Origin of the sequence: Sphingomonas telluris, assembly GCF_022568775.1 — a bacterium.
In the GTDB taxonomy this organism is placed as follows: domain Bacteria; phylum Pseudomonadota; class Alphaproteobacteria; order Sphingomonadales; family Sphingomonadaceae; genus Sphingomicrobium; species Sphingomicrobium telluris.
Map to the genome: position 1 here is coordinate 54,138 of NZ_JAKZHW010000002.1, position 21,116 is coordinate 75,253.

Here is a 21,116-nt window from a genome sequence, read left to right on the forward strand (position 1 = left end):
GCCTTCTCGTCAAGGTTCAGCGCTTCGCCTTGGGCTGGTTCGGAGCGAAAGTGTCTCCGAAATAATCGCCTGAGTACCACATCGGCCGCTGGTCGGCGTCCGCCATCGTCCGCGCGATCCGGTAGTTGAGCTCCGCAAACCGGGCGCCTGCCCGCCAGTCGATGGGCTGTGAGACGTCGTCCTTCGCCGTGTGGTAGGTGTTGGCGAGCCAGCGCTGCCAGATCGGCTTTCCGCCGTTCGCCCAGCCGGTCATCAGGAAGACCGCCGGAACGCCCCGCTTCACGAACGGATAATGGTCGGAGCGGACGAACAGGGTCTCGTCCGGCATGGGGTCCGGCGAAACGGCGACATTCATCCCCTTCCCCGCCTCGGCAACCGCCTTCGCGATCGTCGAATGCTCGAACCCGAAAGCTACGACGTCGGTAAAATCGTAGAGCAAGAGCGGCATGTCGAGATCTACGAGGCCCACGATCCTCTCCGCCGGCACCGTCGGATGGGCCGAGAAATAGTCCGCCCCGCGCAGGCCCAGCTCCTCGCCCGTGTTGGCGATGAACATGACCGAGCGCCGAGGCGGCTTGCCCGACTGCACGAACTCGCGCGCAGCCTCGATCAGGGTCGCCACGCCCGCCGCATTGTCGAGCGCACCGTTGTAGATCGCGTCCTCGCCGGACTTTGCGGACGCGTTCACGCCGAGATGGTCGAGGTGCCCCATCAGGACGATATGCTCGGCCGCAAGCTTCGGGTCTGACCCCGGCAGGACCGCGACCACTTCCGGACTCGTGAAGTCGTGCCAGTCGCTCTTCGCCGCCACGCTGAGCCGAGCGTTCAGGTTGAAGCCGCGGACCGGCTTGTTCTGGTTCGCGAGCGAGCGGACCTGCTGCAGCGACATAGGCGCGCCCTGGAACAGCTTCTCGGCCGTTGGAGAAGACAAGGCGATCGCAACGCCACCCGCTCCGGACCTGCCGGTCTGCCCCTGCGCATCGACCCAGTCGACGACAGGGCGGGTGGCGAAGCGTTGCACGTCCCCGGACGCGGAGACCGGATCGTCGATCGAGATGAATCCGACGGCCCCGTGCGCGACCGCCGTTTCTGCCTGGATGGAGCGCAGGTGCGAAGCGATGTCGCTTGCAATGCCTGGAGCCGACTCCGCGAGGCCGACGGCGATTTTCCCACGCACGTCGAGCCCGGCATAATCGTCGATGCCGACGCGCCGGTCGCTCACGCCGCGCCCGACGAACACGAGCGGTGCCGCGACGGCCACATCCTTCTGGGTCAGGCTCGGACGAACGGCAGCATCCTTGCCGGCCGCAAGCGTGCTCGTCTTGCCGCCGACGCTCAGCGAGATCGTCGGCGTGCCGGAAAGCGTCGCCTTGCGGAACGGAACGCGCAGGAACCAACTGCCCTTCTCGCCGCCAGGCGTCAGGCCCAGCTGGCGAAACTCGCTGGCGACATAGTTCGCGGCAATCTCATGCCCGCGCGATCCCGTATCGCGGCCTTCCAGCAAGTCGCTCGCAAGAAACTCGATGTGCGCGCGAATGCGGTCCGCGGAGTGCGTGTCGGCAGGCGCAGGAGCCGCGCCGACAAGGGCTGCGGCAATCGCCAGGAGCCGCAGCGGCTTCGAAATCACTGCCAGTTCCGCGCCAGCAGCTTGCGCTCCCATTCCAGGGCGTGGCCGAGGATCACGTCGATGTCGGCATAGCGCGCGGACCAGTCGAGAGTCTCGGTCAGCGCCCGGTTGGACGAGATGAGCATCGGCGGATCGCCCGCGCGGCGGCCTTTCATCTCGCGCCGGATCGGCTTGTCGAGCTTGCGGTCGAGCGCGTCGAGGACCTCCAGAACCGAGAGCCCGCGACCGTAGCCGAGGTTGAGAATCAGGTTTTGCTCAGGCTTCTCGATCAGCCGCTCCAGCGCCTTGACGTGCGCCGCGGTCAGGTCGCTGACGTGGATATAGTCGCGGACGCAGCTGCCGTCCGGCGTCGGATAGTCGGTGCCGTAGACGTCGATATGATCGCGCTTCCCGACCGCCGCCTCGACGGCGACCTTGATCAAATGGGTCGATCCCTTTCCGACCTGGCCCGACCGTCCCTCCGGGTCCGCGCCCGACACGTTGAAATAGCGCAGGGCGGCATAGTTCAGCGGATAGGCGAACGAGGAATCCTCGAGCATGCGCTCGGTCATCAGCTTCGATGCGCCGTACGGGTTGATCGGAAGCTTCGGATCGCCCTCCTGCACCGGCACGCGCTCGGGCTCGCCATAGACGGCGGCGGTCGAGGAGAAGACGAAATGCTTCACGCCCGCGGCGACGGCGGCGGTCAGCAGCGCGTGGCTGGAGAGCGTGTTGTTGCGGTAATATTCGAGCGGCTGCTCGACGCTTTCCGGGACCACGATCGATCCCGCGAAATGCATGATCGCGCCAATGCCCTGCTCGGCGAAGATGCGGTCGACGAGCTCCCGGTCGGCGACATTGCCTTCATGGAAGGGCACGTCGTCCGGAACGACGTAGCGGGTTCCCGTCGAAAGGTTGTCGATCACGGCGACCTGCCAGCCGGCATCGCGCAGAGCGAGGACGGCGTGGCTGCCGATATAGCCGGCACCGCCGGTCACGAGCACAGGACATTTCGTCATGCCGCGGCGCTAGCCCAGCGCCTGCGCCCGCGCCAGAGGCTATCTAGACCTGGCTAGGGCCAGGTGCGGCCCTCGGTCGATTACGGACCGAAGAGGAAGTCGCCGTGGTCGACCGTTCCCGTCGGGCTCGTCAGGGTTGCGATTAGGATCCTCGCTCCTGCGCCGTTGCCGTCGGCGTCGTAATACAGGTTGCCCGTCGTCGTGTCGTAGAGAATGAAGTCATTTCCATCCTGCGCCGTCCCGCCCGCGTTCGCGGCGAACTCGGTGGCGTCGAAGGCGGCCCCGAGCGCACTGAATGCGGTTGAGTTCAGCGAAATCTTGTCCACGCCATTTGCATCGAAGTCGGTGATCGTATCGACGTTGTTCAGCGGCGAGGTGAAGACGAAGATGTCATTGCCTGCACCACCGGTGAGCTGGTCTGCACCCGTGCCACCGGTGATCGTGTCGTTGCCGTTGCCGCCGTTGATGACGTCGTTTCCTCCGCCCCCTTGGAGGATGTCATTGCCCGCGCTGCCGGTGAGCGAATCGCTGAAATTGGTGCCGATAACGCCTTCCATGTTCTTGTAAGTGTCGGAGCCCAGGTTTGCCGCACCCGTGTTGAAGACGGTGTTCGAGCTACTTTGAACTAGGGCAAAAGTGATTCCCGCCGCGCCGTCCGAGAAGTCGATCAGGTCGCCAGTCCCGGCTCCGCCGTCCAGCGTGTCGTTCCCGCCACCGCCGCGAAGGATGTCGTTGAGGCTGCTACCGGTGATTGTGTCGGCCTGACTGGTGCCGATGACGCCTTCCATGTTCTGGTAGGTATCTCCATTGCCCAGACCGCCAGTTGCATTGGCGATCGCATGGCTGCCCGCAGTCTGATCCAACGTGAACGTGATCGCGGTAGTGCCATCCGAGAAATCGAGAAGATCGGTCCCGGCACCGCCGTCCATCTTATCGTTATTTCCGATCCCGCCACGCAGGATGTCGTTGCCGGCTCCGCCCTGCAGATCGTCCGTATTATCGCCACCAATCAAAAGGTCGTTGCCGGCATTACCGATCAAAGTGTCATTATTGTCGCCACCGATCAGAGTACCCAAACCGGAGCCGTCAGTAAGGCTATCGTTGCCGCCGAGACTGCTGATGTAAGAGGCTTGGTAAGCACCGACGACCGCCTGCGAAAGATCGATTGTATCGGCATTGTTCAAGTCAGTCGTCACGACCTTCAGCGTGATAGTACCCGTGCTCGTGTTCCCAGCCCCATCCGACTCAGTGTATGTCAGAGTGATGACCGTTGGCGCGGAAGTCGTGCCGCCTGCCGCTCCTGTCGTGAAGGAGAAAGTCCCGTCGGCATTCACCGTGACGTTGCCGGATCCTCCCAACGCGCCCGCAGGTGCGCTCACGCTCACCAGCGTAAGCGCAAGCCCGTCAGTATCCGTATCGTTGCCAAGCAGGACGTCGCTGGACAGCGTTACGACGGTGTTGTTCGACGCCCAAATTACGTCGTTGGTGGGAACGGGCGGCTGATTCCCCGCCGTGACGTTAATCGTCGCCGTCGCGGTGCCGGTGTCGTCTCCGCCGTTCGCAACGCCATCGCCGTCGACCAGCGAATAGGTCACCGTCTTGGTCGCAGCGCCGCTCGTTGCGTTCGAGTAGCGGATGTCCTCGACCAACGCGCTCACCGCCGCCTGCGTCGCGCTTGCGTTGAAGTTGATCTGAAGCGCTGTGCCGCCGGAGCCGCCGCTGAACGTGCCGATGACGACGCCGCCATATGTGACGTTCGAACCGCTGATGCCGATCTGCCCGGCGCCGGTGCCCTGGTTGAAGATCGTCAGCGTATCGGCTGCCGTTGCGCCCGAGATTGCCACGTTGAGCGAACCGGTATCGAAGTTCGCGGAGTCGCGATCGGTGACGATGCCCGCCGGCGCGATCACCGCCGCGGCGCTTCCCGCCGTATAGTTGAGCGTTGCGCCCGTCCCGCCCGTCGCGCTGCCGTTCAGGTCCACGACAGGCTCGTCGTTCACGGCGTTGAAATTGATGGTCAGCGTTTGCGGCGCGCTGTTCGCGGTCCCATCGTTCGCTGTGAAGCTGAAGCTCGTCGACGTGGCCGCCTGCAATCCCTCGATCGCCGCGTCGTTGGGAACGAACTTGTACGCCCCGCTCGAGCTGTTCAGGTAGAGCGTGCCGTACGCATTGCTGACGGACTTATCGAAGCCGGTCTGGCTAAGATCGCTCACCTGACCCGTCGCGGAATAGGTCAGTGTGTCGTTATCGCGATCGCTTCCGCTGAGCGTGCCCGTCACGTTCGCAAACGTGTCGTCAGCGGCGGTGTCATTGTACGTCGCGGCGGTGATCGCCGCGAGCTGCGGTGTGTCGTTCACGCCGTTCAGGTTGATGGTCAGCGTCTGGCTGTTGCTGGTCGCGGCGCCATCGCTCGCGGTGAACGTGAAGCTGGTCGACGTGCCCGCCTTGAGCGCCTCGATGGCCCCATCATTCGGCACGAACTTGTAAGCACCGCTCGTGCTGTTGAGATAAAGCGTGCCGTACGTATTCGCGACCGACTTGTCGAAACCGGCCTGGGTCAGGTCATTGACCTGTCCCGTGGCCGAGTAGGTCAGTGCATCGTTGTCCCTGTCGCTGCCGTTCAACGTCCCCGTCACGTTGACGAACGTGTCGTCAGCGGCGGTGTCATTGTACGTCGCCGCGGTGATCGCCGCGAGCTGCGGCGTGTCGCTCACGCCGTTCAGGTTGATGGTCAGCGTCTGGCTGTTACTGGTCGCAGTGCCATCGCTCGCGGTGAACGTGAAGCTGGTCGACGTGCCCGCCTTCAGCGCCTCAATCGCCGCGTCGTTCGGCACGAACTTGTAAGCACCGCTGGTGCTGTTGAGATAGAGCGTGCCGTACGTATTCGCGACCGACTTGTCGTAACCGAGCTGAGTGTTGTCGTTGACCTGGCCCGTGGCGGCGTAGGTGAGCGCATCGTTGTCCCGGTCGGTCCCGGCCAACGTCCCCGTCACGTTGACGAACGTGTCGTCGCCGGCGGTGTCATTGTACGTCGCCGCCGTAATTGCCGCGAGCACGGGCGTATCGTTCACGCCATTGAGATTGATGGTCAGCGTCTGGGGCGCGCTGGTGGCCGATCCATCGCTGGCCGTGAACGTGAAGCTGGTGGTGGTGCCGGCCTTCAGCGCCTCGATCGCCGCGTCGTCCGGAACGAACTTGTACGCACCGCTCGTGCTGTTGAGGTAGAGCGTACCGTACGAATTGCTCACGGACTTGTCGAAGCCGAGCTGGGTTGCGTCGTTCACCTGCCCAGCAGCCGCGTAGGTCAGCGTATCGCCATCGCGGTCACTACCGCTCAGGGTGCCGGTATGATCGGCGAACGCGTCGTCAGCGGCCGTGTCGTTGTAGGTCGCCGCCGTGATCGCGGCGAGCTCCGGCGTGTCGTTGGCGCCGTTGAGATTGATCGTGAGCGTCTGGCTGTCCGACGCCGTTCCATCGCTGGCCGTGAGGGTGAAGCTGGTGGTCGTGCCAGCCTTCAGGATCTCGATCGCTGCATCGTCCGGCACGAACTTGTACGCACCGCTCGTGCTGTTGAGGTAGAGCGTACCGTAGGCGTTGCTGACCTGCTTGTCGAAGCCGGGCTCCACCGAGGCGCTCTGGCCCGCCACCGAATAGGTCAGCGTATCGCCATCGCGATCGCTTGCGCTGAGCGTGCCGGTGTGCACCAGGAACGTGTCGTCACCGGGTGTGTCGTTGTACGTCGCCGACGGGATCGCGGCGAGCAGCGGCGTATCGTTCACGCCGTTCAGGTTGATGGTCAGCGTCTGCGGTGCGCTGGTCGCTGTTCCGTCGCTCGCTGTGAAGGTGAAACTAGTGGTTGTCCCTGCCTTCAGCGCCTCGATCGCCGCATCGTCCGGAACGAACTTGTACGCACCGCTCGTGCTGTTCAGGTACAGAGTCCCGAAGCTGTTGGTGACCGACTTGTCGTAGCCGACCTGGCTCGCGTCGTTCACCTGCCCAGCAGCCGCATAGGTCAGCGAATCCCCATCCCGGTCGCTGCCGCCGAGCGTTCCAGTGTGATCGGCAAACGTGTCGTCACCCGCGGTGTCGTTGTAGGTCGCGGCCGTGATCGCGGCGAGGTCCGGCGTATCGTTGGCGCCGTTGAGATTGATCGTGAGCGTCTCGGTGTCAGTACCGCCGGACGCGTCCGTGACGGTCAGGGCAAATCCGAGGCTCGTGCCGGTCTTCAGCTGCTCGATCGCGCCATCGTTCGGAACGAACGTGTACGCGCCGCTCGCGCTGTTCAGATAGAGCGTGCCGTAAGCGCTCGTCTTGGAGACGTTGTAGCCCGCTAGGCTGTTGTCGGCCCCGCCACCCGTAATGCCGTAGGTCGCGGTGTCGCCCGTGTCGCGGTCGGTCGAGCTAAGCGTGCCGTTGGCCGCGGTGAACGTGTCGTCCGCCGCCGTATCCGTGTACGTGGCGCTCGTCAGCGACGCGGTGAGTTCGGGATTGTCATTCGCGCCTGTGATGTTGATCGTCAGCGTTTCGCTGTCGCTGGCGCTCGATCCGTCGGTGACCGTCAGGGTGAAACCGACGCTCGTATCGGCCTTGAGCCCTTCGATCGCACTGTCGTTCGGAACGAAGGTGTACGCACCGGTCGCGCTGTCCAGATATAGCGTTCCGTAAGCGCTCGTCTTGGAGACGTTGTAGCCGGCCAGGCTGTTGTCCGGGCTGCCTCCGGTGATGCCGTAGACCGCGGTATCTCCTGCGTCGCGATCGACCGTGCTGAGGGTGCCGTTGACGGCGGCGAACGTATCGTCGGCGGCCGTATCCGTCAGCGTCGCCGCCGTGGTCGATGCGGTCAGTTCCGGAGTGTCGTTTACGCCGTTCAGCGTGATCGTCAGCGTGTCCGTGTCGAACGCGCCGGAGCCGTCGGTGACGCGGACCGTGAAGTCGACCTGATCGGTCGTTTTCAGGCCCTCGATGGCGGTGTCGTTCGGCACGAACTTGTACGCGCCTGAAGTGCTGTTCAGGTACAGCGTGCCGTACGTCGTCGCCAGCTCGCGATCGAAGCCAAATTCCGAGGAGGCAGACGAGCCGTCGATCGCGAACGTCTTCGTGTCAACCGTGTCGCGATCGGTCGCCGTCAGCGTCCCTGTGGTGTCGACGAACGTGTCGTCGCCTGACGTGTCGGTGTAGGTCGCCCCGGTGACCGTCCCGAGCTCGGGCGTATCGTTCGCGCCGTTGAGGTTGATGGTCAGCGTCTCCGGCGCGCTCGTTGCGGAGCCATCGCTGGCCGTGAAGCTGAAGCTCGTCGTCGTGGCGCTCTTCAGCCCTTCGATCGCCGTGTCATTCGGAACGAACTTGTACGCACCCGACGTGCTGTTGAGGTACAGAGTCCCGAAGCTGTTCGTGACCGACTTGTCGAAGCCCAATTGGCTAGCATCATCGCCCTGTCCGGCGACGGCGTAGGTCAGCGTGGTATCGTCGCGGTCGCTTCCGCTCAACGTCCCCGAGTGTGCCAGGAACGTGTCGTCGCCGGCGGTATCGTTGTAGGTGGCCGCCGTGATCGCGGCGAGCTCCGGCGTGTCGTTTGCGCCGGTCAGATTGATGGTCAGCGTTTCGCTATCGGTTGCCGACGATCCGTCGGTCACCGTCAGCGTGAAGGTCGCGCTGGCATTTGCCTTGAGCGCCTCGATCGCGCCGTCGTTGGGAACGAACGTGTACGCACCGGTGGACGTGTTGAGGTACAGCTTGCCGTACGTGCTTGACTTCGAGACGTCGTAGCCTGCCAGGCTGTTGTCAGCGGCTCCGCCATCGATGCCGTAAGTGGCGGTGTCGGAGGCGTCGCGGTCGGTCGATGTCAGCGTTCCGTTCACGGCGCTGAACGTGTCGTCCGCAGCGGTGTCCACATAGGTGTGGCTCGTCAGGCTGGCGCTGAGCTCCGGCGTGTCATTCACCCCGTTGAGCGTGATGGTCAGCGTGTCGATGTCGGTCGCGGATGAGCCATCAGTCACCGTGACGACGAAGTCCACGTGATCTGTGCTCTTCAGGCCCTCGATAGCCGCGTCGTTGGCGACGAACTTGTACGCACCCGACGTGCTGTTGAAGTACAGGGTGCCGTACGTGCTGAAGACCTTCTGGTTGTAGTCGGGGTCGCCAACGACGGCGGTTTGGCCGGGAACCGAAAACACACGGGTGTCGCCGCTGTCGCGATCGGTCGACGTGAACGTGCCGGTGATGTCGGAGAACGAGTCGTCGGCCGCCGTGTCCGTGTAGGACGCATCGGTGATCGTGCCGATCTCCGGCGTGTCATTCGCACCGTTCAAGGTGATCGTCAGCGTGTCGGAATCGCTTGCCAACGAACCGTCGGTCACGCGAACAGTAAAGTCGACGTGCTGCGTCGACTTCAGTCCCTCGATCGCACCGTCGTTGGGGACGAACTTGTACGCGCCGGTGGAGCCGTTGAGGTAGAGCGTGCCGTAGGCGGTCGCATATTCCTGGTCGAAGCCGCTTTCCAAGGTGCCCACTGCGCCATCGATCGAGAAAGTCTTCGTGTCGACGGTGTCACGGTCGCTCGAGGTCAAGATGCCCGTGACATTGCCGAACGTGTCGTCATTGGCGGTATCGGTGTAACTCGCGCCCGTGACCGTCCCGAGCTCCGGCGTGTCGTTGACGCCGTTGAGATTGATGGTCAGCGTCTGCGGCGCGCTAGTCGCCGTGCCGTCGCTCGCGGTGAAGCTGAAGCTCGTGGTCGTTGCCGACTTCAGGCCCTCGATCGCAGTATCGTTTGGAACGAACTTGTACGCACCGGTCGTGCTGTTGAGGTACAGAGTCCCGAAGCTGTTGGTGACCTGCTTGTCGAAGCCCGGTTCCACCGAGGCGCCCTGGCCCGCGACCGAATAAGTCAGCGTGTCATTATCGCGATCGCTTCCGCCGAGCGCGCCCGTAACATTTGCAAACGTGTCATCGCCGGCCGTGTCGTTGTAGGTCGCCGACGGGATGGCCGCGAGCTCTGGCGTGTCGTTCACGCCGTTGAGATTGATGGTCAGCGTCTTGCTGTCGCTGGCTCCCGATCCATCCGTCACGGTCAGTGAGAAGCCAACGCTCTCGGTACTCTTGAGATGCTCAATCCCACCGTCATTGGGAACGAACGTGTAAGCCCCGCTCGTGCTGTTGAGATACAGCGTTCCGTAGGTGCTGGACTTCGATACGTCGTAGCCCGCCAGTGTGTTGTCTGCCGCCCCGCCAGTGATGCCGTAGGTCTTGGTATCCCCCGCATCGCGGTCGGTAGAACTCAAGGTACCGTTGACGGCGCCGAATGAATCATCGCCGGCCGTGTCGTTATAAGTCGCGTTCGCCAGCGACGCGGTCAGCTCGGGCGTGTCGTTCGCGCCATTCAGCGTGATCGTGAGCGTATCGTTGGCCGTAGCGCCAGAGCCGTCGGTCACAGTGACCACGAAATCGACGTGATCGGTGGTCTTCAGGCCCTCGATCGCCGTGTCATTGGCAACGAATTTGTAGGCACCGCTCGAGCTGTTGAAATAGAGCGTCCCGTATGCGCTGACGACCTGCTTGTCGAAGCCGAGCTCTGCCGACGAGGCCTGCCCCGGAACCGAGAACACGCGCGTGTCGCCCGTATCGCGGTCTGCTGACGTGAATGTACCCGTCACATCGGAGAAGGTGTCGTTGGCCGCCGTGTCGGTATACGACGCGTCGGTGATCGTCCCAATGGTCGGCGTGTCGTTCACGCCGTTGAGATTGATGGTCAGCGTCTGGCTGGGGCTTGTTGCCGACCCATCGCCCGCCGTGAACGTAAAGCTGGTCGTTGCGCCGGTTTTCAGCCCTTCGATCGCTCCTTCATTCGGGACGAACTCATAGGCGCCACTGGAGCTGTTGAGATAAAGGGTTCCGAACGCGTTCGTGACGGACTTGTCGAACCCGGCGTGGCTGCCGTCGGCCACCTGCCCAGCAACCGAATAGCTCAGCGTGTCGCCGTCCCGATCGGTTCCGCTCAAGTTGCCGCTAACGCTGTTGAATGAATCGTCACCGGCCGTGTCATTGTAAGTCGCGCTCGTCAGCGAAGCAGTCAGCTCGGGCGTGTCGTTCGCGCCATTCAGTGTAATCGTGAGCGTGTCGTTCGCATTCGCGCCGGAACCGTCGGTCACGGTGACGACGAAATCGACGTGATCGGTGTTCTTCAAACCTTCGATCGCCGCGTCGTTGGCGACGAACTTGTAGGCACCGCTCGAGCTGTTGAAGAACAGTGTGCCGTACGTGCTCACGACCTGCTTGTCGAAGCCGAGCTCTGCCGACGAGACCTGCCCCGGAACCGAGAACACGCGCGTGTCGCCGTTATCGCGATCGGCCGACGTAAATGCCCCCGTGATGTCGGAGAAATTGTCGTCCGAAGCGGTATCCGTGTACGACGCATCGGTGATGACGCCGATGGTCGGCGTATCGTTCGCGCCGGTGATGTTGATCGTCAGCGTTTCGCTGTCCGTGGCGGCATGACCGTCAGTCACAGTGAGCGTGAAGCCGACGCTCGTGTCGCTCTTCAGGCCTTCGATCGCACCGTCATTCGGGATGAACGTGTACGCGCCCGTCGAGCTGTTGACGTAAAGCTTCCCGTATGCGCTCGTCTTCGAGAGGTCATAGCCGGACAGGCTGTTGTCCGCCACGCCTCCGTCGATGCCGAAGGTCCGGGTGTCCCCGTTATCGACGTCGGTCGAGCTCAGCGTGCCGCTGACTGCACTGAACGTGTCATCGCCCGCCGTGTCTGTCAGAGTCCCGGAGGTGATTGCCGACAGGTCCGGCTGATCGTTCGTGCCCGTGACCGTGATGGTCAGCGTCGCGGTGGTACTCGCGCCGTGCGAATCCGTGACGGTGTAGGTGAAGACGTCGGTCTTCGTTTCGCCCTCGGCGAGCTTGTTCGTGTCGACGTCATTGTTGTCGAGCGTATAGGTGTACGCGCCGTCGGCACCGATGATCACCGAGCCGTACGTACCGGCGACGCTACTTCCAACTGAGCCGCCCTGGACGGCGCTCACATGCAACGTGTCGTTGGAATCGACGTCGCTGTCGTTCGTCAGCACGTTACCCGACGCCGATGAATCGCCCGGCTTGGGCGTATTTCCGGGGCCAACGCCTGCCTCGATCACGGTATCGGTCGAATTGGTGTCGTTCTGCGCGACGGGCCCGTCGTTCGCTCCCGAGTAGACGACGGTCACGGTCGTCCAGCTCAGCGTCCCGTTCGACATGCGAATTGCGTACGTGAAGGTGTCGGGCAGGGTCTGTCCGGCATTGAGCGTCTGGAGCTGCGCACGGAAAGCTGCGGTAAGCGTCCCCGCATCGTAGCCGACCTTGCCGTCGGACGTGATCCAGATCTTGGCGCCATTGGCGCTCTTGTCGCCGGACATGGCTTCAACCCGGGCTGTGTCCTGGGCGATGAGGTCCGTTGAGGAGCTACCGTCGTCGAGGGACCACAGGATCTTGGCATTCCCGGCCAGATCGTTCGACATGACATCAAAAATTCTGATGCCGACGAAGTCCTCGGTCTGGCCGGTGTAGATGTCCGTTTGCGCTTGTGGCGTGTTGTTCAACGACGCAGTGGTGCCGCCGCCCGTGTTTGTCGCCATGTCAGCCCCCCAAGGCTACCGAGCGTCGCCCCGACGACTCGGTTATCTTTCGTTAACTATTAGGATTTTTCGCGGCACGACAAGTGCTTAACGGCGCGCTCGTTCAAATATTTTGTTGATCTCGTCTCAAAACGAGACTCACGCCTCGCCGATTCCTCTGGACTCAGCGGGTAATGTTTCATTTACAATCCGTTTTATGCCGACCTAGGCGCACGCACCGGTGGAGAGAGCATTCGGCCGGGTTCCCGTGCCATGCGCCTCAGCCGCCGAAGGGTTCTGGCACTCGTCTGCCCCATCGATCTTGAACGAATAAGGCAGCGCCCGCCTCCACGGGCGCTGCCTTTCCTTTTGGCTTGCGCACCGTTTGCCTGATCGGCAGCCCCGCTCTATCAGCGCCGCGATTCACGAAATTTATAAGCAGGTTCCATGGCACTGACGATTTCGAGCGCATTCGACGCCGGCAATATCCGCGTTGTGAAACAGGACGGCGACAAGGCTGACCTGGAAATCGTCAAGGACCACATGTCCGACTTCTACCAGTGGTTCTACTTCCGGGTTGCCGGGGGAGAAGGCCGCGAGCTGACTCTGCGCATCACCAATTGCGCGGGCTCAGCCTATCCCAACGGCTGGCCGGACTACAAAGCAGTCGTTTCCCCTGACCGCGAGGAGTGGTTGCGGGTCCAGGACACGAGCTACGCCGACGGCGTCCTCACCATCCGCTTCACTCCCGACACCGACTGTGTCTGGGTCGCCTATTTCGCGCCTTACTCGATGGAGCGTCACCACGACCTGATCGCGACCTACGCGTCGCTTCCGATCGTCGACTATGCGTCGCTCGGCAAGTCGCTCGACGGCCAGGATATCGACTGCCTCAAGGTTGGTGACGGCGCCCTGAACGTCTGGCTCTACGCGCGCCAGCATCCGGGTGAGTCCATGGCCGAGTGGTGGATGGAAGGCGCGCTCGAAAAGCTGTGCGACCCTGAAGACCCAGTCGCCCGCGTCCTCCGCCGCGACTGCACCTTCCGCATCGTTCCCAACATGAACCCTGACGGGTCGCGGCGCGGCCACCTGCGGACCAACGCCGTCGGCGTGAACCTCAATCGCGAATGGCATGCCCCGACGGCCGAAAAGAGCCCGGAAGTCCTCGCCGTCCGCAACGCGATGGACGAGACGGGCGTCGACTTCGCCATGGACGTGCACGGCGACGAAGCGATTCCGGCGAACTTCCTGGCCGGTTTCGAGGGCATCCCCTCGCTGACCGACCGCCAGCTGGGTCTCTTCAACAGCTTTTCCGACGCGCTGGAACGCATCTCGCCCGACTTCCAGACCAGCCAAGGCTATGAAATCCCGGCGCCGGGCCAAGCGAACATGTCCATGTCCACGACGCAGCTGGCCGAACGCTACGGCTGCGTCTCGATGACGCTCGAAATGCCGTTTAAGGACAATTTCGACCTTCCCGATCCGCTCTACGGTTGGAGCCCCGAGCGGTCGAAGTTCCTGGCCTTCGCCTGCCTCGATGCGCTGCACGCGATCCTGCCGGACCTCGCGAAGGCCAAGTCGGAGAAATAGGAATGCCGCAGCTCGTCCTCATCCGCCACGGCCAGTCCCAGTGGAACCTCGAGAACCGCTTCACGGGCTGGTGGGACGTCGATCTTTCTGATCAGGGCGTGGCCGAAGCGCGCGCCGCCGGCGCGTTGCTGAGGGAGCGCGGGTTCGAGTTCGACCGCTGCTTCACCAGCGTCTTGACCCGCGCGATCCGGACGCTCCACTTGGTCCTTCATGAGCTCGACAGCCTGTGGCTTCCGGTCGCCAAGGACTGGCACCTGAACGAGCGTCACTACGGCGGGCTGACGGGCCTCAACAAGCAGGAGATGATCGACAAGGTCGGGGCTGAGCAGGTCAAGACCTGGCGCCGATCCTACGACATCCCGCCGCCGCCGCTGCCCAGCGACAGCCCCTACGACGTCTCCACGGACCGCCGCTACAACGGCATCCCCGTCCCGGTTACCGAAAGCCTCAAGGACACAATCGCTCGCGCGCTGCCCTATTACGAGCTGGAGATCGTGCCGGCGCTCCGGCGCGATGAGCGCGTGCTTGTCGCCGCGCATGGCAATTCCATCCGCGGCATCATCAAGCATCTCTCGAAGATCGGCGACGACGAGATCGTCGGTGTCGAGATCCCGACGGGCCAGCCGCTCGTTTACGAGCTGAACGAGGACCTAAGCGTCCGGGAAAGCTATTATCTCAGCGAGCGCGCGGCTTAAGGCAGCACGTTAGGCAGCGACCGAGCTGCCGCCCTTCTGCAGGTACATCGACTCGTCGGCGCGGGCCATGACGCTTTCCGGCCCGTCGTTCGGCTCGATGGTGGCGATGCCGATGGCAACGCTCAGCGGCAGGCACGTCCCCTCGAAGCAGAATTCGCATCCCGCGACCAGCGACCCGAGTCTCTGCGCCGTTTCCCGCGCGCTGGTCTCATCAGCGCGCTCCAGCAGGATCGCGAATTCGTCGCCACCGATTCGGGCAACGCAGTCGCTCTTCCGCACCCCTTCGGAGAGAAGTTCGGCGACCTGGATGAGCGCTTGGTCTCCGGCTAGGTGGCCGAAGCAGTCATTGATCATCTTGAGACCGTCGATGTCGACGAAGAGCACCGCCGAGCAGTCGTCGTAACGAGCAACGCGATCGATTGCGGCCTCAAGCTGGCGCATGAATCCGCGGCGGTTGGGAAGCTCGATCAGGACGTCCTGGTGAGCTAGCAGATCAAGCAATTGGACCCGCTGCTGCAGCTGAGCGACCTCACCGCGCAGCCGGCGGAGTTCCGCGAGCAGCACTTCCGGATCGGTCACATCGATCACGACATCATCCATAGCCGAACCGGATTCCCCTTGTTCATGTGAGACATAGCCTGATTCGGGCCCTGTTTAAATCCTGACTTTGCCCGAGGCGTTGCACCCGTCCGTCCATGTTCCTAAACGGCACAGCTCCGGAGGCAGAGGGAAACAGGCTCGGAAATGGCGCAGCCGCTCGTCGGGATCATCATGGGCAGCAGCTCCGACTGGGAGACGATGCGCCACGCCGCCGACACGCTGAAAGCGTTGGGCGTCGAGCATGAGGTAAAGATCGTCTCGGCCCACCGCACTCCGAAGCGCCTTTACGACTATGCGGCCTCGGCGAAAGAGCGCGGGCTAAAGCTCATCATTGCAGGTGCCGGGGGCGCCGCACACCTGCCCGGGATGGCCGCTTCCATGACCAGCCTTCCCGTCCTCGGCGTTCCAGTCGAAAGCCAGGCGCTGAAGGGTATGGATAGCTTGCTTTCCATCGTCCAGATGCCCGCCGGCGTGCCGGTCGGAACGCTGGCCATCGGACGCGCGGGGGCGGTCAACGCGGGTCTGCTCGGCGCCTCGATCCTGGCAATTACAGACGACCAATTGGCCGCTCGCGTCGAACGCTACCGCGAGGAACAAACCGCCGCGGTGGCCGATAGTCCGGAATGATCGTCCCGCCAGGTTCATCCATAGGCATTGTCGGAGGCGGCCAGCTCGGCCGCATGCTCGCGGTCGCGGCGGCGCAGCTTGGGTACAAGTGCCATATCTTCGATCCGCATGAGGACCCGCCAGCCGCGCACGTCGCCGCCGGATTTACGCGCGGCGCCTATGAAGATGCGGAAGCGCTCGCGGAGTTCGCGACCCAGGTCGATGTTATCACCTATGAGTTCGAGAACCTGCCTGTCGGACCGCTCGCCGTCCTCGGCCCGAAGTTGCGCCCCGGCACCCGCTCGCTCGCGGTGGCGCAGGACCGCGCCGTCGAAAAGCAGTTCATCGAGGAATGCGGGGCCACAGTCGCTGCCTGGCGGTCCGTCGACAGCGCGGACGACGTCGAGCGCGCCGTCGCCGAGCTCGGCACGCCGATCGTCCTCAAGACCCGCCGCTACGGCTATGACGGAAAGGGCCAGGCGTGGATCCGCAATCCGTCCGAGGCGCAGTCCGCATGGGATTCGATCGGCCACGAGCCCGCCGTCGCTGAGGCAGGCGTCGAGTTCGACGCTGAATTCTCCGTCATCGTAGCGCGCTGGGAAGACGGACGGACGACGTTCTGGGACAGCCCGGACAACGTCCACCGTGAAGGCATCCTACGCACGTCGACCGTGCCGCCGCCACCGGTAATCGCGGGGCAGGTCGAGCACGCGCGGACGGCCGCCGCGAACATCGCGAGCGCACTCGATCACGTCGGGGTCCTTACCGTGGAGTTCTTCGCCTCGCGCAACGGTCCCATCGTCAACGAGATCGCGCCGCGCGTTCACAACAGCGGCCACTGGACGATCGAGGGCGCCTTCACCTCGCAGTTCGAACAGCACATCCGCGCCGTCTGCGGCCTTCCGCCGGGCTCGACCGATCTCGCCTGTCACTCGGCGCGCATGGACAATCTCATCGGCGACGAGATCGCGGACTGGCAGGGGCTGCTCGCCGACCCCCACGCGCACGTGCACATTTATGGTAAGGGCGAGGCGCGGCCCGGCCGCAAGATGGGCCACGTGACGAGGATCGACGTCGGATGAAGATCATCGGGAGCTTCGTCAGCCCCTACGTCCGCAAGGTGCTGGCCTGCATGCACCTCAAGGGGCTCAGCTACGAGATCGATCCGATCACGCCCTTCTTCGGCAACGACGAGTTCCGCCGCCTCAGCCCGCTCTGCCGCATCCCGGTGCTGATCGACGGCGACTTCACGACCAGCGATTCATCGGTGATCTGCGCCTATCTCGACGAGGCCTATCCCGGCCATCCGCTGTTGCCGGCCGACCCGAAGGATCGCGCCCGCGCCCGCTGGCTGGAGGAGTTCGCCGACACGCGCCTCGGGGACCTCTTCATCTGGGGCCTGTTCTACCAGAAGATCGTTCACCCGCTCGTTTGGGGCGAACCTGGCGACCAGGCGCGCATCGCCAAGACGCTGTCGGAAGATGCGCCGGCGGCGCTCGATTATCTCGAAGGCGAACTGCCCGAGACCGGCTGGCTGTTCGGCGACTTCGGCCTCGCCGACATCGCCATCGCCAGTTTCTTCCGCAACGCCGCCTATGCAGACTTCGAGCCCGACGCCGGCCGCTGGCCGCGTGTGGCCAGCTTCGTCGCTCGTGCCTTGGCCCACGACGCGTTCGCGTCCACGTTCCCGTTCGAGAACATCCAGCGAAGCGTCGACATCAAGGGCCGACGTCAGGCTTTGCTCGATGCTGGAGCCCCGCTTTGCGAGCTGACCCTCGGCGAGCCGGTCCCGAGGCGCGGCATGATGAGGCTTTAGCCGGGCCGATTTTAACCTTTCGTTAGGCACGATCGGCGACCCTTCGGGCCGATCTCATGTCGCTCCATGCACACCTCGACTCCAGCCAGCGGACCAACGAACGCCGCGGCTCTCGCCGTCGCAAGCTTTGGCTCGAAGCGGAAGGCGCCGGGTCGGCGAAGGGCGCCGACGTGGTCATCCATGATTTGTCCGAAGAGGGCATGCTCCTCGAATGCTCCGTCTCGCTGAATGTCGGCGAGCGGCTCGAAGTGCACATTCCCGAAGCGGGCGAGACGCTGGCCGCGATCGTGTGGACCAGCGGCAAGTTCTTCGGCTGCAAGTTCGACGACCCGCTGTCCTCGGCGGCCGTCAGCGCAGCGCTTCTTCGCAGTCCCTCCCCACCGTCTGAGACCGAACGGTCGACGGCGCTCTACGTGGCACTCGTGGAGCTGAGGGCGCTTGCGAAGGAGATCGAGCGGATCACCGATCGCGTCGACAGCGCGATCAACCGGTTGAATACGGAACGGTAATTCTCGGGCTCGGGGATGACGTCAAAGTGACGTCACTTCGGGTGAAACCACTAAGCGACCCCTGTGGACAGTCGGGATGGGACGCGCCCGGCGCTCGCATATTCTTCCGTCCGCGGGGATCAGAGCTCGAGAGGCGCAGATGGAATCTGATGCCGTCTATTTTCGTCGCCGCGCGAGCGAGGAGAATCTCGCGGCGATCCGTGCGGATCACCCGCGGGCGCGCAAGGCGCATCTGGAGCTGGCCGGCCGCTACGATGACCTGGCCGACGCCATCGATGAGCAGGAACGCAGCGCCCTCCCGCGCAGAAGGAGAGGCAAGCGGACCGGCATGTGGCTCTAGTCCCGTTCAGACACCCATGATCTGACGCGCCGCCGCATGCCACGCCGGCGTGTTCCACAGCAGGTTGATCAGGATTGCGAGCGGCACGTTGATCGCCAGCCAGATCCAATAGGCTTCGTGCACTCGCCGATTCCGCACCACGTCCCAGACGAACAGCGGCGACACGGCCAGCAACACGTACAGGTCCGTCGCGATCGGGCTCGCGGGCAAGGTCGTCGGCAGCCAGCTCATGCGGTCGATCGCCGCCGGCAGAGGCATGGCCGTCGCGAGGAAGATCATGCGTTTGTGTAGCCCCGAATTCCCGCGCCGGGCCTTCAACCCCATAGCCATGAAGAGGGGAAAAGCGATCCCGATCCGCATCTGCAGCAGCAGGATGTTGTCGAGCGCCAGCAGCCGCTCTTCCATCTGCGGCCGCACGTCAGCCGGTGCAGTCTGAGCGAAGTTCCACACCTGGTGATACATGGTCGGCGCGAGGATCAGGCCCACCACGACGAGGGCGGGGACAAGCGCGAAAGCCGCCATCCCGAGGCGCATGTGCAGCTCCGCCCGCCCTGTCGCCATCAGCAACGACTGCGTCAGCAGCAGGAGCAGGAAAGAGCCCATCAGCACGGCATGGAAGTGGAGCACCGTCGGGAAAGGCGGCCTCTGCCCAGCTTGGACGGCGGCTACCTTCATCAACGAGTCGGGAATGAAGCCGGTGAGCACGATCACGATGAACCAGGCGGCCGTGAAGACGAAGATCCAACGATCGATCGCATGCGCTCGCGGCGTGCCCGAAAGCTCGTCCCGTCGTTGTTCCTGAGAAGAAAAACGCCCCGCTACAGTCGCCATGGCGTGTCCCCTTCGCCTCAGACCGTTCCACGGCGTTAACATATTTATCAGGTCGCGGCACCCCTGCCGCCCGCAGCCGGGGATCCGTTCGGACTTTCTAAACGATCTCCCCATATTCGCTTTGATTGTGGGGGCGGTGGACCAGCGACAGTTGGTCAAAGGACACGTCCATGAGGTTATCGAAGCGGGACACCGAGGAGGCGCTCTTGAGCGATTCAGCCCTTGCCCAGCGGCTGGAGACGATCGTTGGCCGCACCCTGGTCGAGAAGGCCATTCACGAACGCCGGCAACCAATTCCGTCCGGCCGCGACTGATTGCCTAGCGCTGAAGGGGAGGCGCTCATGCCACACTACAATGTTTACGCCGGGAGCGGCGAGGGCGGCCGCACGTCGCGCGTCTACAGCTTCACCGCCGAGGACGACCTGGCCGCAGAGAAGTTCGTTCTCGCACGGCTCACCGACAAGCCGGTCGCTCTGGTGCTTCTCGAGGCGGATCGCGCGCTACGAAGGAAAGAAGGCATGAACCGTCTCCTTCCGCTCGGGCTCATCGCGGCCGCGGCATTGACGATCACTGGCTGCGGGCAAGCGGACCAGGCCACCGCGCGGTCTACGGTCACCGTCAAGCTCCCGCCGGCGCAACCGGCTGCGGCCAAGCCTGGCTTTTCCAACGCCTCGGAGACTGGGTTCCGGCCGTGACGGGCTAGTGGCAGCTAGGGCTCATCTGCCCACGCGGCCCTCTTCATCCATGCTCGCGGCATGCTTATCAATTTTAGCGACGTAGTTGAGTGTTTCTTCGTGCCGCCACTTCGGAACATTGGGGGCCACGGACTGGATGCTCGGCCAGATACTCGGGTCAAGCATGCTCGTGCGTGCCGCCTTCTGAGCACGCAGAAGCGTCCCGCGCCCTGCGTTGTAGCTGGCGAACATGAAATGGTTCCGATCCTGACTGCCAGAGCCCCTCTCCCACTGGCCCCATAACTGCCGATCGTAATAAATCCCGGCGGCTATGTTCCACTCGGGCTGATCAATCGCAACTATTTCGGGGTTCTTGGATCGGATTTCCTTGAACGTCGCCGGCATCAATTGCATGATTCCGCGGGCACCGACCCAGCTCTTGGCGTCCATGCTGATGTTGCTTTCCGTCATGGCTTGGGCCTTGAAAATCCGCCAATCGTATCCCGGACCGAAAAAGCGCTTCGTATATTTACGAAACGTGTCGTCGTATCTGTCGGAGACTGTCTCTGCTCCAGCTTGTGCTGATACAGTCAGTCCCACGAGCACGATCAGTAGGTTTGCCCTAGAGCTCGTCGTCAATTGAGAGCACCTCCTATGATCAGCGCGATGGAGACAAAGATGGCCGCAATGAATATCGCTACCGCGACATTGCCTTGTTTCAGTTCTACCGGGAAATCGACCTGAGGGGTCAGCCAATCAAAGACACGATAAGACAGGAACATCATTACGACACCCATGGTGGCGTACGCAAAATTCAGAAGAATGATTCTCCATTCCATGTGCCGTCCTTTGGTCGTTCGATGAGAGGCTTCCTGCGGACGGGCCTCACAACCACTTCATTATCGCAGCGGAGAATTGGCTTCTTCGGGGTTGGCTGCGGCGCGTTCGTCCTGGCAGGAAGATCATCCTGAACTGGTATTCTGCACCACCGCAGCATGGCTCCTCTCGCGCGAGGTCCTATGAGGCGGAAGCGCTCATTTGAGGATCGGGCTTTCTACCCAGCCTCCCCTCAGGTCATCCTAATGGGGGCTTCCGACTCATTCCGGACATTACCTGATCGCGCCTGTGACGAAGTCCTGCTCTCTTTTTTAGATGGACCGCTGTCCCAAGAACCCGTCCGGTCGGCACTTCGGGCTGGAGAACCCTGATCAGGCGTCAAGGCGAGCCAAGCGGC

General features: G+C 63.2%; 16 protein-coding genes. 9 read left to right on the forward strand and 7 right to left on the reverse strand.

All coding sequences use genetic code 11. The features are described 5' to 3' along the window. Positions 1-16: 16 nt before the first annotated feature. The 3 genes from LZ016_RS11235 to LZ016_RS11245 form a co-directional block, all read right to left on the reverse strand. Complete coding sequence (locus tag LZ016_RS11235; protein WP_241447566.1) at positions 17-1,627, reverse strand: M20/M25/M40 family metallo-hydrolase; 1,611 nt, start codon at positions 1,625-1,627, stop codon at positions 17-19. Beyond that, entirely contained in the window at positions 1,624-2,625 is a 1,002-nt protein-coding gene (gene galE / locus LZ016_RS11240) for a UDP-glucose 4-epimerase GalE (RefSeq protein ID WP_241447567.1), read from the reverse strand. The genes LZ016_RS11235 and galE overlap by 4 nt, the downstream gene beginning before the upstream one ends. A gap of 80 nt (positions 2,626-2,705) precedes the next feature. Then, positions 2,706-12,242: a cadherin-like domain-containing protein gene (locus tag LZ016_RS11245; RefSeq protein WP_241447568.1), complete on the reverse strand. Its 9,537-nt coding sequence runs from the start codon at positions 12,240-12,242 to the stop codon at positions 2,706-2,708. Positions 12,243-12,668: 426 nt separating this feature from the next. Here LZ016_RS11245 and LZ016_RS11250 point away from each other — a divergent pair, with 426 nt between their 5' ends. Beyond that, complete coding sequence (locus tag LZ016_RS11250; RefSeq protein ID WP_241447569.1) at positions 12,669-13,811, forward strand: M14 family metallopeptidase; 1,143 nt, start codon at positions 12,669-12,671, stop codon at positions 13,809-13,811. A 2-nt stretch (positions 13,812-13,813) separates the two neighbouring features. Continuing rightward, the gene (gpmA, locus tag LZ016_RS11255; RefSeq protein WP_241447570.1) at positions 13,814-14,506 is read left to right on the forward strand and encodes a 2,3-diphosphoglycerate-dependent phosphoglycerate mutase; all 693 of its coding nucleotides are present in this window, start codon (positions 13,814-13,816) and stop codon (positions 14,504-14,506) included. A 9-nt stretch (positions 14,507-14,515) separates the two neighbouring features. Here gpmA and LZ016_RS11260 read toward each other — a convergent pair whose 3' ends face one another. Next, positions 14,516-15,094, reverse strand: coding sequence for a GGDEF domain-containing protein (locus tag LZ016_RS11260; RefSeq protein ID WP_241447571.1), 579 nt, complete (start codon positions 15,092-15,094; stop codon positions 14,516-14,518). Between the two features lie 156 nt (positions 15,095-15,250). Here LZ016_RS11260 and purE point away from each other — a divergent pair, with 156 nt between their 5' ends. The 5 genes from purE (at position 15,251) to LZ016_RS11285 (ending at position 18,377) form a co-directional block, all read left to right on the forward strand. Beyond that, positions 15,251-15,733 carry a 5-(carboxyamino)imidazole ribonucleotide mutase gene (purE, locus tag LZ016_RS11265; RefSeq protein WP_241447572.1) on the forward strand — a complete coding sequence of 161 codons (483 nt, stop codon included), beginning with the start codon at positions 15,251-15,253 and terminating at the stop codon, positions 15,731-15,733. Continuing rightward, positions 15,730-16,794 (forward strand): 5-(carboxyamino)imidazole ribonucleotide synthase, encoded by a 1,065-nt coding sequence (locus LZ016_RS11270; protein WP_241447573.1) that lies wholly within the window; start codon positions 15,730-15,732, stop codon positions 16,792-16,794. Before purE ends, LZ016_RS11270 begins: the two co-directional genes overlap by 4 nt. Next, on the forward strand, positions 16,791-17,528 hold the full coding sequence (locus LZ016_RS11275; RefSeq protein ID WP_241447574.1) for a glutathione S-transferase family protein: 738 nt from the start codon (positions 16,791-16,793) through the stop codon (positions 17,526-17,528). The genes LZ016_RS11270 and LZ016_RS11275 overlap by 4 nt, the downstream gene beginning before the upstream one ends. Before the next feature lie 56 nt (positions 17,529-17,584). Next, positions 17,585-18,037, forward strand: coding sequence for a PilZ domain-containing protein (locus LZ016_RS11280; RefSeq protein WP_241447575.1), 453 nt, complete (start codon positions 17,585-17,587; stop codon positions 18,035-18,037). Positions 18,038-18,176: 139 nt separating this feature from the next. Then, complete coding sequence (locus tag LZ016_RS11285) at positions 18,177-18,377, forward strand: hypothetical protein (RefSeq protein ID WP_241447576.1); 201 nt, start codon at positions 18,177-18,179, stop codon at positions 18,375-18,377. A 6-nt stretch (positions 18,378-18,383) separates the two neighbouring features. On the opposite strand, the gene LZ016_RS11290 is transcribed toward LZ016_RS11285, so the two are convergent. After that, positions 18,384-19,208 (reverse strand): hypothetical protein, encoded by an 825-nt coding sequence (locus LZ016_RS11290; RefSeq protein WP_241447577.1) that lies wholly within the window; start codon positions 19,206-19,208, stop codon positions 18,384-18,386. A gap of 170 nt (positions 19,209-19,378) precedes the next feature. Between LZ016_RS11290 and LZ016_RS11295 the strand changes: the two genes are divergently transcribed. Together LZ016_RS11295 and LZ016_RS11300 are read left to right on the forward strand one after the other, a co-directional pair. Continuing rightward, a complete protein-coding gene (locus LZ016_RS11295) occupies positions 19,379-19,522 on the forward strand; it encodes a hypothetical protein (protein ID WP_241447578.1) in 144 nt (47 codons plus the stop codon). Positions 19,523-19,549: 27 nt separating this feature from the next. After that, entirely contained in the window at positions 19,550-19,903 is a 354-nt protein-coding gene (locus tag LZ016_RS11300) for a hypothetical protein (RefSeq protein WP_241447579.1), read from the forward strand. Between the two features lie 21 nt (positions 19,904-19,924). Here the strand turns inward: LZ016_RS11300 and LZ016_RS11305 are convergent, their stop codons facing one another. Together LZ016_RS11305 and LZ016_RS11310 are read right to left on the reverse strand one after the other, a co-directional pair. Continuing rightward, the gene (locus LZ016_RS11305) at positions 19,925-20,521 is read right to left on the reverse strand and encodes a transglycosylase SLT domain-containing protein (RefSeq protein WP_241447580.1); all 597 of its coding nucleotides are present in this window, start codon (positions 20,519-20,521) and stop codon (positions 19,925-19,927) included. Continuing rightward, the gene (locus LZ016_RS11310; protein WP_241447581.1) at positions 20,518-20,721 is read right to left on the reverse strand and encodes a DUF350 domain-containing protein; all 204 of its coding nucleotides are present in this window, start codon (positions 20,719-20,721) and stop codon (positions 20,518-20,520) included. The genes LZ016_RS11305 and LZ016_RS11310 overlap by 4 nt, the downstream gene beginning before the upstream one ends. Positions 20,722-21,116: the final 395 nt, after the last annotated feature.